The sequence below is a fragment of the Nocardia sp. NPDC002869 genome (genome assembly GCF_046764065.1).
GTDB classification, from domain to species: domain Bacteria; phylum Actinomycetota; class Actinomycetes; order Mycobacteriales; family Mycobacteriaceae; genus Nocardia; species Nocardia rhamnosiphila.
Window position 1 is genome coordinate 1 of record NZ_JBKOOL010000135.1, and the last position, 15,779, is coordinate 15,779.

Here is a 15,779-nt window from a genome sequence, read left to right on the forward strand (position 1 = left end):
AACCGTGGAACCCTCCGGCCCGATCGAAACCGAGGCCGCCCGCCGTCTAGCAGACGACCTCAACAGCTAACCGATCAGGTTCCCCAACACTTTCTGAACCATCCGGACGATCGGGCTCGGCGCCGAACGAATACCCGGGCGAGCAGGAGCACCGATCCTGCACATCGAATCCACCTCGTTAATTGCCACGGCCTCGACGTGCCCTTCACCTTCGGCACTCCGCACGGCCCCCGCGGCGCCGACCTGATCGGCTCCCCGGCCCCGGACTTCGGGTGGGCGGAGCACTGAGGCAGCTGTCACACAGAAGTCGGCGACGACCGAGCGCTACTGTTTCCAGCGGCCGACCTCGGGAACCGGATGGACGGGCCGACCCGGATAGGTACTCGTCGGGAAAACAGTGACTCGTTCGCAGTCGGAAACCTGAGGGCTCTGCCTGCTCGGCCGGGGAAATGAATAATCCCTCTACCTGTCGAAATCGGTAGAGGGATTGTTTCTGCTCCCCCAACTGGACTCGAACCAGTAACCTGCCGTTACGAGCTCCCGCCGGTGTGCTGGTCAGACCCCGAATATCGGCGGGCACCTCTGCTTATGGGTCAAGTAGGAACGGACAACGTGTCGATTTGACCTGGGGGTTCGTGTACGAAGGTTCTCCGTAGTGGCCGGAATTTTTGGCGAGAATTTGGGGAAGGGTCGAATTCGACATTTTCGACTCTGTCGCCGTCGCGGCATTCGACTGGCCAGCCGCGTGCACACGACCCCGGCACGTCGACGGTCCGAGTTGACGTGCCGACCTGTGTGCGGCAGGCGCCGGGCCAGCCGGACGTGTTCTATTACTGCCGCAACCCGACGGCTCACCGATTCTGCAATGGCCTCGCCCCCCTGGCCACAGCCTCAAACGGGATTTCTGGACACCAGCCCGCCGGTACTACGCGATCGGCACTCCCAGATCGCGAAGATTCTCGATGGCACCGTGCCGCAACTCGATCGTCTCCTGTTCACCCTGCCGGATACATAGACACCCGGCCGGCCGTAGCAACGTTTTGGGTGAGGTCTGTCATCAGACGACGCCGATCCGTTGGCCGATCGGCAGCGGCACCGTAAATGCCGGCCGGTGCTCGGCGTCGGAACGAGGCTGGATCACAATCCGGAACTTACGCAGTCGAGCACACCACCCGTGTGCCATACTTAAAGTATGGCAACCCGGAAGATCACCGTCACCGTGCCGGAAGAACTCGTCGAATCGATCAAGGGCCGGGTCGACTCGCGGGGAGTGTCCGGCTACATCGCTGCTGCTGCCGCACATCGCGATGCCATGGACCGGCTGCGGGAGCTGGCCGAACAGATCGAGGAAGAATACGGTCCCCTGTCGGAGGAGGAGCAGCAGGCCGCGCTCGATCGGATCGCCGCGCTCGACGAATGGCATGACGAACACGGCGCACGTCCCGGCAGTGCCGTGTGAACCGGACACGACGAGCGGCAGCGCATCAGCCACGGCAACGTGTCTTCGTGTTCGATTCCGAGGCATTGGCCAAGGCAGTCCAGGGTGATCGGGAGATCGCCGCGCTCATCAAAACCGCACCGCAACTCGATATCCCGATCGTCACGTCAGCACTGACCACGCTGGAAGCGTGGAACCCGCGAGACGGATCCGAGCAGGCCCTGTGGAGTTGGACGTTGTCACGAATCCGCGTGGTACACACCGATGACCACGTAATCGCATCCGCGCGGGACATGTTGCGGAACGCCGGACTACACGGGCACAAATACGCCATCGACGCCGTCCTCGCGGCTGTCGCCGAGCGAGAGTCCGCCAGAGGGTCCGAAACCACCGTATTCACCTCCGACACCGACGACCTGAACCAACTTCTGGCGGGCCGGCCTGTGCGGGTGGAGAAGGTCTGAGAGGGCATTCTGGCAACTCGGACGCGCCTCGATCCGAGCAGAACCCGTCCCCCCGCTGAGCACCCCCACCGCGTGAGAGAGACCGATCGAACCGCACCTGCCGAATCTGGGCATCGGTGGTCGCGGCGCCGACGTTACTGAGAAAATCAGGAGGGGCAACCCCCGGGCATCCGGCTGGCCGTCCATGCCTGGTACGAAGGCGCCCTGCACACCATGGCATCTACGCCGGACGCTAAAGCCGAAACACACCAGCCCGGCGGACCGACAGGGAACAGGTGATGTAACGGACGTAACGCCCGCCCTGAACACGACGGACCAGGCACCGGAGAACCGGTCCCAGCGGACACACCGCGAACGGTCAAGCCGGATACCAACCCGCAATCACCAGCCATTTCCCGGCCGCCCTGACTTTGCGTGTCCTGCCAACGACCGGAATCTGCGACGAATGACCGCCAAGGCATTCGATTGATTGGAAGTTCGGCCCGGAAATTTTGGCATATTCTTGGCTATACACCGAAGAAAGAAGCAGGTCAGGCCGACTTAGCCGGCCTGACCTGCGGTTCCGCTCCCCCAACTGGACTCGAACCAGTAACCTGCCGATTAACAGTCGGCTGCTCTGCCAATTGAGCTATAGGGGATTGCTCGGTGGCCTCGCCCGTACCGGGCTGACCGAGAGCAAACTTTAGCGTATGGGTGGGTGCGCGCCCAAATCGCCGGGTCGAGCCGGGGCGGGAGGCCGAAACGGGCCCGACCGGCGATGGGGACCGGATCGACAGGTGTCGGTGCTGTCGGGCAGGATGGGTCGGCACGGACTACTGGGAGGAGCTCCACCCACAATGTTGCGGTTGATCATCGGTATCGCTGCCGGTTATGTGCTGGGCAGTAAGGCCGGGCGGGCACGTTATGAGCAGATCAGCGCGAGTGCCCGCGCGGTCGCGGGGAGCCCGGTGACGCGCAAGCTGGTGCAGGTGAGCAGACAGAAGCTGTCGGACAAGTTGAGCACTCGGCCGAAACTGGAGCCGATGGAGCCGCTCGACGAGCGCACCACCGTGATGGTCCCGCACGATCAGCTACGGCGGCGATAGCTCCCCGCGGGTCAGGCGGCGCCGAATTCGCTGGTGCCCATGGCCTGTTCCAGCAGGCTCTTGCGGTATTGCTCGAGCGCGACGAGGTCGGCGAACAACGCCATATAGGTCTCCGGTTCGTCGACCGAGGAGACGCGGTGCAGCCGTGACTTGAGTTCGGCGATCTGCCGTCCGACCAGGGCGGCCTGGGCGTTGGCCAGGACTCCGGTGACGAACCGGGGGATATCACCGGTGGTCTTCACCGGCAGCGGTTCGCTGGCGAGCTCGGAGACCAGGGCGCGCAGCGTGAGGTCGTCGGTGCGGTCACTGATCGCACTCACCCAGTCCGCACCCGAGAGGCCCGCCGACACTCCCCCGGCTTCGGCCATGAGCGTGCGGACGGCGATATAGGCGGGGTGGGTGAAGGCATCGGCTTCCAGGGCGTCGAACGCCGGGCCCGCGATCTCGGGGTACTGCAGGCCGGCGGTGAGGGCCTGACGCTGGGAACGCAGCACCGGGTCGCGGGGGTCGGGGCGGGCGGCAGGCGGCGTGGTACCGGACTGCTCGCCCCGGGGCGCCCGCGCGGGCGGGGCGGCCGCCGCGCCGCGCAACTTGCGGGCCTCCTCGTCGACCCGGCGGTACACCAGCTGCGGATCCTGCCAGCCGGTCCATTCGGCGAGCTGGGTCGCATAGCGTTTGCGCAGGCCGTGGTCCTTGATCTGGGCGACGATGGGAACCGCCCAGCGCATCACCTCGACCTGGCTGTCATAGGTGAGGGCCCGGGTGCGGCTGTCCTCGCGTTTGGCGATCTCCTGGCGCAGCGCGAAATCGAACAGCGGTTCGCGGCGGGCGACCATATCCCGCAGGGCGGCGTCCCCGGAGTGCTGGCGCATCTCGCAGGGGTCCTGGCCGTCGGGCGAAACCACGACGTAGGTCTGCCCGGCGACCTTCTGGTCACCGAGGAACGCCTTGAGGGCGGCGGCCTGACCGGCGGCGTCGCCGTCGAAAGTGAAGATGATCTCCCCCCGCCAGAAGTTGTCGTCCATGAGCAGCCGCCGCAGGATTGCCAGGTGGTCGTCACCGAAGGCGGTGCCGCAGGCGGCGACGGCGGTTTTCACCCCGGCCAGATGCATGGCCATCACATCGGTGTACCCCTCGACGACCACGGCCTGATGGCCCTTGGCGATCTCCCGTTTGGCGTGGTCGAGACCGAACAGCACCTGTGATTTCTTGTACAGCAGGGTTTCCGGGGTGTTGACGTATTTGCCCGGCATGGTGTCGTCTTCGAAGAGCTTGCGGGCGCCGAAACCGATCACATCGCCGCCGAGATTGCGGATCGGCCACAGCAGCCGCCGGTGGAACCGGTCGATCGGGCCGCGCCGGCCCTGCCGGGACAGACCGGCCGCCTCGAGCTCTGTGAAATCGAAGCCCCGGTTCAGCAGGTGCTTGGTGAGGACGTCCCAGCCGTCGGGGGCATAGCCACAGCCGAACTGGGTCCAGGCGGCCTCGTCGAAGTTACGGTCGGTGAGGTACTTGCGGGCGACCGTGGCGTCGGGGCCGCGCAGCCGCTCGACATAGAACTCATGGGCCGCGGCGTTGGCGGCCACCAGCCGGGACCGGGTGCCGCGGTCGCGCTGGACCGATGTCCCGCCGCCCTCGTAGTTGATCCGGTAGCCGATCCGGTCGGCCATCTGTTCGACGGCTTCCACGAAACCGATGTGCTCGATCTTCTGCAGGAAGGCATACACATCACCGCCCTCGTTGCATCCGAAACAGTGGAACAGGCCGTGGTTGGGCCGCACATGGAAGGACGGGGACTTCTCGTCGTGGAACGGGCACAGCCCCTTCATCGAGTCCGCGCCGCCCCGTTTGAGCGCCACGTACTCGCCCACCACATCCTCGATCCGGACGCGCTCCCGAATGGCGGTGATATCGCGAGCAGGTATTCGTCCGGTCACGGAGTCGAGTCTAGGCGAGCGGGCACACGCCGGAACCCGAGCACCCCGACGCCGGCGGCGATACCGTGCGCAGTATCACGAATTCATGGTGGCGGCGATGCGTTCCAGGCGGCTCTCGGTGTAGGAGGCGATCTGGTCGACGATCACCCGGACCCGGGCGCTGTCGTCGGCGGCGGTCTCCCACCAGGGCAGCAGCAGCGGATCGAGCGCGGCGGGGCCGGTGGCGAGGAGGTGTTCGGCGACGGCGGTGAGGCGGGCGCGCTGCTCGGCCTGGCGCAACTTGTGGTCGGGATCGGACATGACGTAGCGCAGCGCGACGGTCTTCAGGACGGCGACCTCGGCGGCGGCCACCGGCGGCACCACCAGGTCGGCGGAGTAGCGGGCGAGCGGCCCGGGATGGGCCGCGCGCGTCGCCACGACCGCCGCGTTGGCGAATCGGCCGACGAGTTCACTGGTGAGCCGTTTCAAGGCGACCGAACTGGTGAGGGTGCCGTCGTAGACGAATACATCCGCGACGACCGGCAGTTCGGACAGCCGCTGCGCGGCGGCGACCAGATCGTCGACCGAGAGGCCGCGATGCTGCACATGTCCCAGCTCGGCCAGCGCGACCCGCTCCACCGGATCGGCCAGCGCGCGCAGATCGATCCGGCCGGCGATGATGCCGTCCTCCACGTCGTGCACCGAGTAGGCCACATCGTCGGACCAGTCCATCACCTGGCATTCCAGCGCCGGCCGCCGCTCCGGGGCGCCCTTGCGGACCCAGGACAACCGGTCGGCGTCCGCCTCGTAGGCGCCGAATTTGCCGCCCGCCTCGGTGCGATGCCACGGATACTTGATCGCGGCGTCCAGCGCGGCGCGGGTGAGGTTGAGCCCGACACTGCCGCCGTAGGAATCGAGGACCTTCGGTTCGAGCCGGGTGAGGATCCGTAGATTCTGGGCGTTGCCCTCGAACCCGCCGAAATCGGTGGCGAAGATATCCAGCGCTTTCTCGCCGTTGTGACCGTAGGGCGGATGGCCGATATCGTGCGCCAGACCCGCGAGTTCGGCCAGGTCGGGGTCGCAGCCGAGGCCGTCGGCGATACCGCGGCCGATCTGCGCGACCTCCAGCGAATGTGTGAGCCGGGTGCGCGGTGTATCACCGTCGCGGGGACCCATCACCTGGGTCTTGTCGGCGAGGCGGCGCAGCGCGGCCGAATGCAGCACGCGCGCACGGTCGCGCGCGAATTCGGTGCGGTGCCCGTTTCCGTGGGCTCCGGCACCGGCGAGGCCGGCCGTTTTGGGCGCCTCGCCGACCAGGCGTTCGCGGTCGTGCTCGGTGTAGATCACCGCACCCAGTCTGCCATCGGGCAGTGACCGGCCGGGAGGTCCGGCGGCACCGGCGGGTGAAGGTTTCACTGCCCGGCGGTGTAGTTGAAATCCGCCGAGAAATGGGTGAGCTGATACCAGAGCAGGGCGGCGGTCTCCCGGGCGATACCGTGCGCCTGCGATTCCCGGGTGTACACCGCGGGACCGGTGCGGGTGGGTGCGGTCCAGGCGTCCAGTCCGGCGTCGCGGGCCATTGTGCGGGTCCGCAGCGAATGCCACGGATCGCTGACCAGCACCGCGGAACCGAGTCCGCGTTCCTGCATCGCGGCGGCCACGGCCTCCACACTGCGCAGCGTATCGGAACCGGTCTCCACGGCGAGGATGGCGCTCTCCGGGACGCCCGCGTCCATCAGGTACATCTTTCCCGAGGCGGCCTCGGTGTACAGATCACCCTCCTGTTTGCCGCCGATCGTGATGACCAGGTCCGACACCCCCTGCTCGTACAGGCTCGCCGCCTGATAGAGGCGCGCCTCGAACACCGATGACGGTGTCCCGGAGTACTGCGCGGCGCCCAGCACCACAATGGCGTCGGCAGGTGTGTAGTCCTCGATCCGCGCCACCTGCCACACTCGCATGGCGGTACCGCCCACCAAGATCATTCCCACCACCAGGGCGCCGCCGAGCAGCCGCCCGGCCCAGCGCAGGATCCCGGCACCGATCCCGCGCGCAGCACCGGAATCGGCACGCGAATCCGGTCGTGTACGCACTGGCGTCCATGTCACGCCTCAAGTCTGCCAGGCAGGCTCCGGGCCCCGGACACCGCGCGAGCACAGGCCCCCACCCTGCCGTAACGCCAAGATTCGAGGTTTGCGCTGGTCACGGAATTACCAAAGGGGAGGTGCCGCCGCCGGGGACGTGAGAGGGAAGGCGTGGGCACCCCTTCTCCGGCCGGAGGGGCGCTTCTTGTGGCCCGAATCGTTATCAGCGACCCTCCCGCCGAGGGAAGAAACACGTTTCACAGACCGCACCCGGCCGCGCGAAGTGACTCCGCTCCCGCCCGGAAACCGTAGTCGAGCGAGGACCGAACTGCCGGCACCGTCCGCGGAGGTGGTCCATGCGGTGAGGATCCGATGGCCCCCGGCGGTGACGATCGACGCCGACGCGTGGTCCGCGTGGGATCGCCGGAACCTGCACGACCTGCTCACCCGCTTCCTCGAACACGCCGCAGCTACCGAGTGAGCGCGCCACACCGGCAGGGGCACCGAAACCACCGTGAGCGGGCGGATTTCGCGGCACAGCGTCGCCGGACAGTGAATATCCCGTTGATCAGGGCCGAACACCGGTAGATTCGACTTTCGGAACGGGCGTCGATGTGCTTGGCTATCCCTCGGCGAGATCTGAAGTGCCTCTGATCCATCCATCGGGGTCGACGAACTCGCACCCACACGTCACACCACAAAGGCGTGGCACGCCCGTCGACTGTTTTGGGAATCCTGGGAACAGGTGAACGGCCGGTGGCCGTCACGGTGAGCACATGGAGCACACGATGTTTTCTCGTTGGAAGACCGCCACCGCCGGCATGGCGGTAACCCTCGCGTCGGTCCTCGCCCCCGCCGTGGCCACGACCGCCCAGGCGGCGCCCGCGAACTGCCCCGACCTGTACGTGGTCGCGATACCGGGCACCTGGGAGACGTCGAAAGCCGACCCCGGCAAGGGAATGCTCGCCCTGGCCGCCGACGGCCTGCCGGGCAACTCCCACACCGATTACGTGGCCTACACCGCCACCGCCTTCCCCTGGGAGGGCGAGGTCTACGGCCGCTCCAAGAACGAGGCCGTCTCCGGAGCCCGCGGACTGATCTCCGAGGTGGCACGGCGCTGCGGAAATACCCGATTCGCGCTGCTCGGCTACAGCCAGGGCGCCGACGCCGCCGGTGACCTCGCCTCCGAGATCGGTACCGGGCTCGGCGTGGTCTCGCCGGACCGGGTGGGCCTGGTCGGCCTGATCGCCGACCCGCGCCGCTCCCCCCTCGACAACCTCATCGGTCCACCGGTACTCGGCGCCGGCGCCGGTGGCCCCCGGCTGACCGGTTTCGGCTGGTTGAGCAACCGCACCTACACCTTCTGCGCCGTCGGGGACCTGTACTGCTCGACCCCCGACGGCGATTTCGCCGCCCGGATCGCCGGATTCTTCGCCCAGGTCTCCAACGCCGACCCCACCCAGCTCGGCAACTACCAGACCCTCGGCATGCAGCTGCTCAACGACGCCCTCGCCGCCGGCGGCCTCGGCCTGCTGCACGACCAGCTCAACGGCACCGCCTACGAGGAGCGCAAGAAGCAGGTCGACGATTTCGTGAAATCCGGTATTCACCAGAGCTACCCGAGCTACCAGGTGGCGGGCGGGGTCACCACGCTGAGCTGGCTGCGGCAGAAACTGGTCGAACTATCCTGAATCAGCCCGCTCCCGGTGCCATGGTCGCCCGGAGCGGTGCAGGTCCGATTCGGGCCTCCCTCCGGGCGAGCGGTCACCATCTGTCGGTGATCGCTGCGGTGATGCAGTAGGCACGCGGCGATCCGGGCCCGAAGTCCGGCGGCTTGCCGGCTCGCGACGTCCCGTGCTCTCAGCCGCTGGGAGGGTCGAAGCGGATCATCCCCAACAGCGCGTCTTTCAATTCCAGCCCGTCAATCGGCTTCTTGGCGTACATGTACATGCGCTTCCCGTTGGGGTCCTTTTTTTCTTCCTCGGTCGGCGATCTGAGCTTGTCGCCGTCGTAGACGAACAGGACACCAGGATCGCGATCTCGCGCCATGAAATCCTGTACGACGCTGTCCCCTATATGCGTCCAGGGTCTGTTCGGTTCCGCTCCTCCGTGCACGCGTGCGTCCTCCACCAGCTTCGGAACTCCGAGACGTGGTTCCGCCGAGACCCAGCGGAACTCCAGATTCATTTCGATCAGTTTTCCGCCTTGTTTCTCCTGCATTCGGCCCAAGAGTCCGATAAGCCTGTTCTCCTCCGCCGAAAGCTTGTTTCCGCGCATTTCGTGGAATCTCGCAGGAAGCTTGGCGTCGCCGACCATGTTCCGCAGCGAGAGCTTGTCGGCGAGGCTCGCGAAGGCATCTCTGTCTGCTTGGGTCAGGCTCAGAACGAAATGTTGTGCGCGATCGGAGGCCGGCCCATCGTCGCGGGATCCGGTGACCGGCGAAGAAGTTTCCGTTTCCCATGGCGGCGGTCCCTGTGCCGGACGTTCCGCGGACACTCGCTGAGAGCCCGCCGGTAACCGCCCCGGACCATCCGACGGGATCTGCTGTCTGCCATGTTCTTCGGCGCCTCGATACGTAACCGCCGCCCGGTCGGCGCGATCCGAGATGCCGTCCACTCTGCCATGAATGTGGCCGCCGGCCCGTCTGCTGAGCAGCTCTATCAAGTCGTCCCGCAACCGCTGGACCAGCTCCTTGGCAGTGCCGTCAGGTAAGCCTTTCACTGCGTAAGACCCCCGGTCGCCGCGCCGACGGAGTTCGCGCGCGGATCTCCTAGCGTACCGGCGACAGTTCCGGCCGTCAGACCGCCATGGACAGTTCCGCAGCCGATACCGCACTCCGCCGCCGGGCCGGCTGTCGGTGCTTCCGTCAGCGCGACCGACCGGTGCCGGCAGCGCCCGGATCAGTCCCATCGACCACCCTCCCATGCACTACCGCGGACAGCTCCCCGAGTCGCCCCCGCGCCGAGGCGGTATCGCGCCAGGAACTACCAGCCCCGGCTCTTCCACTGCGCCAGCTGCGGCCTTTCGGCACCGAGGGTGGTGTCGTCACCGTGACCCGGATACACGACCGTATCGTCGCCGTAGCGGTCGAAGAGTTTGGTGGTCACCCCGTCCAGCAGGGTGGCGAAATCCTCGGGACGCCAGGTCTTTCCCACACCACCGGGGAATACGGAGGATTCTCAGCGGGTAAAATCGCCATTATGGCAGGTAGAGCGGCTGTTTACTGTCGAATCTCCGAGGATCCGCGGAGCACAGAGAAGGGCATCGCACGGCAGCGTGAAGACTCGGTACGACTCGCCGAATCGCGCGGATGGGAAGTAGTGCGGGTGTTCACCGACAACGATATCTCTGCGTTGAAGGACAAGCACCGCAAGGACTATGAGGCCATGCTCGAGGCGGCAACCCGCGGCGAGTTCGACCACATCGTCGCCTACGGCCTGTCCCGCCTCTGGCGGAACCGACGCGAACGCGCACACGCGATCGACGTCCTATCGCAGGCTCGGGTAGGCATCGCTCTCGTCAAGGGCTCCGATATCGACCTGACGTCCGCGGCCGGCCGCATGTACGCCGGAGTGCTGGGCGAATTCGACACCGCAGAGTCTGAGATCAAGGGCGAGCGCATCGCCCGTGCAGCACAGCAGCGCGCCGAGGAAGGGCGGGCCAACGGCCATGTCGCATACGGATGGCAGCGCGTCTATCACCGGGACGCCGCGGGAAACGTTCTGAGCTGGGAAGATATCGAAGATACTCAAGCCGCAGACGTAGTCCGCGGGATAGTGGCCGACCTACTGGCCGGCCTGTCGGTGAAGGCCATCGTCAAGCGATTGAACGAGGAGGGCGTACCGACACCTAAAGGAAAGGGGCCCTGGCTGGCGTCAACTGTCCGGAAGTTGGCGTTACGCCGGATGAACGTTTCGGTCAGGACACACCGTCGTCAGGAGTACCCGGCCGCGTGGCCGGCGATAGTGGATCGTGCCGACCACGACCGCGTGACAGCCTTGCTCACAGCTCCTGGACGTGCGACAACGAAGGGCGGAGCTAGGCGGCACCTTCTGTCTTTTGGGATCGGTCGATGCGGCGTGTGTGGCTCCACACTGCGAGTCGTCAACCGTGGAGGTCCACACGTGCTCTACGCCTGTCCCACGGGTCGCGGATGTGTCGGTCGACGAGTCGAGTGGGTCGATGAGTTCGTTGCGCAGGTCGTGTGCACGAGGTTGACGCAACCTGACGCACGCGACTTGTTCGCCCGAGACGACACTATCGGCCAAGAAGCGCGTTCCCGGGCAGATGCCATCCGGTCCCGGCTGGACAGTGCGGCGGATGCCTTCGCCGATGGAGCCATCGACGCGCAGCAACTCTCGCGTATCACCGCGAAGCTCAGGCCAGAACTCGCCGCGGCGGAAGCCGACGCGACCCGGGCCGCTACTGGACTGGACGGCGCGCTGCTGTCACAAATCACTACCAGCGATGCCCGCCAGGTCTGGGACAGTCTCGTCGTCACCCAGCAGGTCACAGTGCTGAGCGCTCTGGGTGTACGAGTCACGATCCTCCCAGCCCGCGGAGGACCTGGCTTCAAGCCCGAAGGTGTCCGCATCGACTGGAACGAATACGACTCTGTGTTTGAATTCAAGGGGCCCCGCTGACCAGAGCTCGCGCCGACTCCCGTTCGCGAGGACTTATCGTGCGACGTATCCCCATAGGCCACCGCCGCTAAGTGTCTCAAATTTCAGCAAACTCATCTACCGATCGCGAAAGGCGCACTGGCATCTCAGTTCTCGCTACTATGCCTCCTAGGTCGTGGGCATGACGTTCAAGGTGGTTGGTCCGCTCAAGGCGCCGATGGACTGACACTGACATCGCCGCCTTGGCTAGCCCAGCCCGGAAGGGATCAAGGTGGCAGAACCGTTGCTCGGCTCGTTGCTCGCGAAGGCGATCGCGCCGATTATTGGCGAGGCAGCCCGACAGTCACTGGTACAGCCAAAAGGCGCAGGTTTAACCTCAGATCCGATTCGAATAGATTCTCGGATTCCTTTCAGAAAGACCAAACGCTCACTACAAGAAACGGACATCCGATCGATAGCTTCCACCATCGATCGCAAACTGGATCCCATTCTTAAGGTCGAGTACGGCGGAATACCTGATAACGAGGTATCGGCTGCAGTTGAGGCCGTTGGCGACGCTTTGACTGCACTGACTCCGGTAACTTCTAACACAGTATTCGATCTGGATCTCGATCCGGACAAACTCTATTCCAGAGCGCTCGAAGTATCTCCACACTTGCCACAAACACGTGAAATGATTTCAAAAGCAAACGATCTTTATCACCTGCTTTTGAAGCTATGCTGCGCCCAAATCGTTGAGTTCATAACCACCCGCCCCGAGTTTCTCAACCGCTCAGCAGTCGAGCAGCTGCAGCGATCGGCGCAGATCTCCAACAGCATCGATTCATTGAGTTCCTCCTTATTGGGTACCACCGAGGCCGTTTATCTGGAGTTCGAAAAAAGGTATTACGAAACCCTGCAGCGACGTTTGGATAGATTACAGCTGTTCGGAGTGACGTTGGCACGTGAATCGACGTATCCGCTAAGTACTGCATACATGAGCTTGTGCGCTGCGGCCGCTGGCTCAGAGGCGGTCGATGGGACCGACACCGAGCCTACCTCAAGCGGATCAAAGTTCTCCGGGGACCGGGTTGAAAGCATGATTTCCGCCGCGAACAGGGTCGTAATCCGCGGGGGCGCAGGCTCAGGTAAAACAACCCTCTTGCAGTGGCTAGCTGTTAGTGTTTCGAAGGCTGACGACTCTGAAGAGCTAGCCAACTGGTCGAATATAGTGCCATTTTTCATCCCTTTACGTAGATTTATACAAAAGGAAGAGTTTCCGGCGCCAGAAGACTTCGTAGCCTCTAGCGTCGGCTTGAACTTAACCGCCGAGACGCCAAATGGCTGGGTCCATGCCATACTTAGAGCCGGGAGGGGATTGCTTCTAATCGACGGCGTTGACGAGGTACCAGAATCGCTGCGAACAAAGGCAAGAGAGTGGCTTCGGAACTTGGTAGGTGATTTCCCAGCCTCTCGATACATAGTCACTTCTCGCCCCTCCGCAGTAGCCGACGATTGGTTGGCGAAAGAAGAATTCGCGGTGCTCGACCTGCTTCCCATGAGCCCAAGCGATGTACGAATGTTTATTAAGCACTGGCACGATGCAGCGCGCGAAGAAGTTGATACCGAAGATAAATGTGTCGAGTTGACGCGGTACGAAGAATCTTTGGCAAATGTAGTAACCTCTGAACGTCAGATTAGTCGACTCGCGACTAACCCGTTGCTATGCGCGCTTCTTTGCGCTCTGTACCGTGACCGGAGAATGCAGTTGCCTCGCGACCGCATGGAGCTATACAACGCAGCCCTAGAGATGCTCTTGACAAGACGGGATGCAGAGCGCGAGATTATCGTCCCGGGCGGTGTTGCCTTGGGCGCTACGCAGTCGGTGCGACTACTGCAAAAATTGGCATTCTGGTTGATATCCAACGGCTATTCCGACGCAGAAAAAGAATCTGCCGTAGCTCGAATTGGAGAATTGATTCAAAACATGCCTCGGATATCTACCGATGCCCAAACTATCTACAACCATCTACTTATACGATCCGGATTAATTCGTGAACCAATAGACGGAAGAATGGACTTTGTTCATCGAACCTTCGAGGAGTTCCTAGGCGCAAAGGAAGCCGTAGAAAGCGAAAGTTTCGGGCTTCTGATAAACAATTCTCACGAAGACCAGTGGCATGGCGTGTTTTCCATGGCCGTGGGGCATGCGCGACCCGCTGAACAGCAGCGCCTTCTCCTGGCGTTGCTAGACAGGGGTGATCGTGAAGAACCGAGCGTTCGGACACGGCTCCATCTTCTGGCCGCCGCATGCCTTGAATATGTGCACGAGCTCGATCAATCCGTGCTGGATAGGGTCCGATCAGCAGCGTCAGCCCTTATTCCACCCAAGAAGTTTGGCGAGGCTCAAATACTGGCAACGGCAGGAGACATGGTCTTGGACCTCTTGCCTAAGTCGCCCAAGCTGCCGGCACGTACAGCTGCGGCCGTGGTGAGAACAGCAGCGTTGATAGGAGGCTCATCAGCATTGACAGTAATCGAGAGATTCAAGTACGACACCCGACTTGCGGTTCAATCCGAAATCGTCGACTCTTTCTACAGGTTCGACGGACCCGAATACGCTGAGCGAATTTTCTCCGGGCTTGAATGGCCTACCCTGAGGGAAGTTTTCATCCGAAGTGACGAAGAAAAGGAAGTTTTGAGGTACGTAAAGGAGGTAATCGAACTTCAATTCGTTGGCAACATCAGCTTTGATTCAATTCGAATGCCGCCCCGAGCTCATTTCTTGCGCGTTTACGCCAACTCACGCATCGAAAACTTGGAAGCGCTGATACGATTCAGCGATATTGAGGATCTCGCTTTCGGCGGTTGCCCAAATCTGCGCACACTTAAAGGTATCGAAAATTTCTCAGATCTTCGCGCGCTAAGGATTTCGGGCGCAGATTCCTACTCAGTTGACTTCAGTCAAGGTAACGCATCGATGGAACACTTAGAACTCAGCCTTGTCGGGATTTCCGACTTCCACAAGCTGGCAGGTTTTTCCAATATAAGTAGTTTCAGGTTGGACAATTGCTTCCTCGATAATAATTTTCGGGGAATCGAGGCTCTACCAACCCTTCGGAATATCTACATACCCGGCCCACTGTTTGCACTAGGAGTAAATACACGCGAACAGTACCGAGAAGCAGTGAGAAGATTCGGTCCGAATTGGTCTGCGATATCAGACACTATGTTTGAAGGCATGTCCGAGATCGAGATACGCCTAGGACGAAGCATTATTGACTCGTCACTGAGTCTATTCGAACAGATGAATATTCCAGATGAAATCATACAGCAGTCCAGATCAGAACCGGTCTTAGTGTTCTTCCGCAATTCTGAAGCGGCCCCACTTTCGCGTCTACTACGCTAAGTAGAAACCGAATATTGTTCCGTCTTTTAGCTGAGAGATCACAGAGAGCGCCATCCGGGTAACGCGCCTTCGCTACCCGATCGGCATACGCAGGTTTCCGCCGTCAGTCCACCGTCGCCCTAGCGTGCCCGCTCGCGCGGATTCGCCACAGGATATTATGGCAAGCCAGCTAGTTGGAGGCTCGCATCCGGCTCTCTGGAGTGCCTGCCCCCGCGGCGAGCGGCGGCGTCCGGGGCCGCCCCCGCGCGCAGCCGCGAGGCTGCGAATTCTGTAGTGGAGCACGGGTCTTGTCGTGGTGGGGGTGTCTCTCCGGTCGGCCTGGGGCGACTCGATCACACGGGCGCCGGACATCAAGGGTGGCGTAGCCATCGGCGCAGCCGACGCCGCAGGCGCCCTTGATGTCCGGTGTTCGTGTGATAGCCCCGTTCTGGCCGAGCGGAGAGACACCCCCACCACGACATCAGTGCGGAACGGAGGCGAGAGCGTCAGCTCTCGAACGAGTGCGCGCGGCGCGCTCGCACCACATCGATACGTCACGGGCATTCGACTAAATGGCCTTACCTACTGGGCCGATCTGTAGACCGCAGCATCCGACTATGGCGCCACTACCCGAGTCGTATGCCAACGCAACCACGCATCCAACGCACCGATAACTGCCCAACGCAACCAGAGCCTTTTCATCCCTGCCTGCACCCCCTACATACTGAACTGAATTCTTTTGGGTTTCCTTACCCCCTCAGTCCCACATCTCATGCGCACGGAGTGGGTATGAGATGTGGGAC

10 protein-coding genes, 1 tRNA gene and 1 pseudogene are annotated in these 15,779 nt (G+C 63.0%); 6 read left to right on the plus strand and 6 right to left on the minus strand.

The window, feature by feature from the left end:
* Positions 1-1,192 precede the first annotated feature (1,192 nt).
* Both ACLML9_RS21630 and ACLML9_RS21635 read left to right on the plus strand, forming a co-directional pair.
* Positions 1,193-1,459, plus strand: coding sequence for a hypothetical protein (locus ACLML9_RS21630; protein ID WP_411947241.1), 267 nt, complete (start codon positions 1,193-1,195; stop codon positions 1,457-1,459).
* A 47-nt stretch (positions 1,460-1,506) separates the two neighbouring features.
* On the plus strand, positions 1,507-1,902 hold the full coding sequence (locus tag ACLML9_RS21635) for a hypothetical protein (protein ID WP_411947242.1): 396 nt from the start codon (positions 1,507-1,509) through the stop codon (positions 1,900-1,902).
* Positions 1,903-2,467: 565 nt separating this feature from the next.
* Here ACLML9_RS21635 and ACLML9_RS21640 read toward each other — a convergent pair.
* Positions 2,468-2,540: transfer RNA gene (locus tag ACLML9_RS21640), tRNA-Asn, on the minus strand.
* A 198-nt stretch (positions 2,541-2,738) separates the two neighbouring features.
* On the opposite strand from ACLML9_RS21640, the gene ACLML9_RS21645 reads away from it, so the two are divergent.
* Positions 2,739-2,987, plus strand: coding sequence for a hypothetical protein (locus tag ACLML9_RS21645; protein WP_039828542.1), 249 nt, complete (start codon positions 2,739-2,741; stop codon positions 2,985-2,987).
* 11 nt (positions 2,988-2,998) lie between these two features.
* Here ACLML9_RS21645 and dnaG read toward each other — a convergent pair whose 3' ends face one another.
* The 3 genes from dnaG to ACLML9_RS21660 all read right to left on the minus strand — a co-directional run bounded on the left by dnaG (position 2,999) and on the right by ACLML9_RS21660 (position 6,888).
* Positions 2,999-4,924 carry a DNA primase gene (gene dnaG, locus ACLML9_RS21650; RefSeq protein ID WP_411947243.1) on the minus strand — a complete coding sequence of 642 codons (1,926 nt, stop codon included), beginning with the start codon at positions 4,922-4,924 and terminating at the stop codon, positions 2,999-3,001.
* 75 nt (positions 4,925-4,999) lie between these two features.
* Entirely contained in the window at positions 5,000-6,247 is a 1,248-nt protein-coding gene (locus ACLML9_RS21655) for a deoxyguanosinetriphosphate triphosphohydrolase (RefSeq protein WP_411947248.1), read from the minus strand.
* A 68-nt stretch (positions 6,248-6,315) separates the two neighbouring features.
* A complete protein-coding gene (locus ACLML9_RS21660) occupies positions 6,316-6,888 on the minus strand; it encodes a YdcF family protein (protein ID WP_411947249.1) in 573 nt (190 codons plus the stop codon).
* A gap of 887 nt (positions 6,889-7,775) precedes the next feature.
* Between ACLML9_RS21660 and ACLML9_RS21665 the strand changes: the two genes are divergently transcribed.
* Complete coding sequence (locus tag ACLML9_RS21665) at positions 7,776-8,678, plus strand: cutinase family protein (protein ID WP_411947244.1); 903 nt, start codon at positions 7,776-7,778, stop codon at positions 8,676-8,678.
* 169 nt (positions 8,679-8,847) lie between these two features.
* Here the strand turns inward: ACLML9_RS21665 and ACLML9_RS21670 are convergent, their stop codons facing one another.
* On the minus strand, positions 8,848-9,663 hold the full coding sequence (locus ACLML9_RS21670) for a hypothetical protein (RefSeq protein WP_411947245.1): 816 nt from the start codon (positions 9,661-9,663) through the stop codon (positions 8,848-8,850).
* A gap of 308 nt (positions 9,664-9,971) precedes the next feature.
* Positions 9,972-10,160: pseudogene (locus tag ACLML9_RS21675) on the minus strand (MBL fold metallo-hydrolase); the annotation flags it as partial.
* 27 nt (positions 10,161-10,187) lie between these two features.
* On the opposite strand from ACLML9_RS21675, the gene ACLML9_RS21680 reads away from it, so the two are divergent.
* On the plus strand, positions 10,188-11,630 hold the full coding sequence (locus ACLML9_RS21680) for a recombinase family protein (RefSeq protein ID WP_411947246.1): 1,443 nt from the start codon (positions 10,188-10,190) through the stop codon (positions 11,628-11,630).
* Between the two features lie 250 nt (positions 11,631-11,880).
* Positions 11,881-14,997: an NACHT domain-containing protein gene (locus ACLML9_RS21685; RefSeq protein ID WP_411947247.1), complete on the plus strand. Its 3,117-nt coding sequence runs from the start codon at positions 11,881-11,883 to the stop codon at positions 14,995-14,997.
* Positions 14,998-15,779: the final 782 nt, after the last annotated feature.

Excerpts from the sequence above, each read along its gene's own strand:
- ACLML9_RS21630 (WP_411947241.1), top strand. The coding sequence starts at position 1,193 with ATGGCAACCCGGAAGATCACCGTCACCGTGCCGGAAGAACTCGTCGAA.
- ACLML9_RS21645 (WP_039828542.1), top strand. The coding sequence starts at position 2,739 with ATGTTGCGGTTGATCATCGGTATCGCTGCCGGTTATGTGCTGGGCAGT.
- ACLML9_RS21660 (WP_411947249.1), bottom strand. The coding sequence starts at position 6,888 with ATGATCTTGGTGGGCGGTACCGCCATGCGAGTGTGGCAGGTGGCGCGG.
- ACLML9_RS21665 (WP_411947244.1), top strand. The coding sequence starts at position 7,776 with ATGTTTTCTCGTTGGAAGACCGCCACCGCCGGCATGGCGGTAACCCTC.
- ACLML9_RS21680 (WP_411947246.1), top strand. The coding sequence starts at position 10,188 with ATGGCAGGTAGAGCGGCTGTTTACTGTCGAATCTCCGAGGATCCGCGG.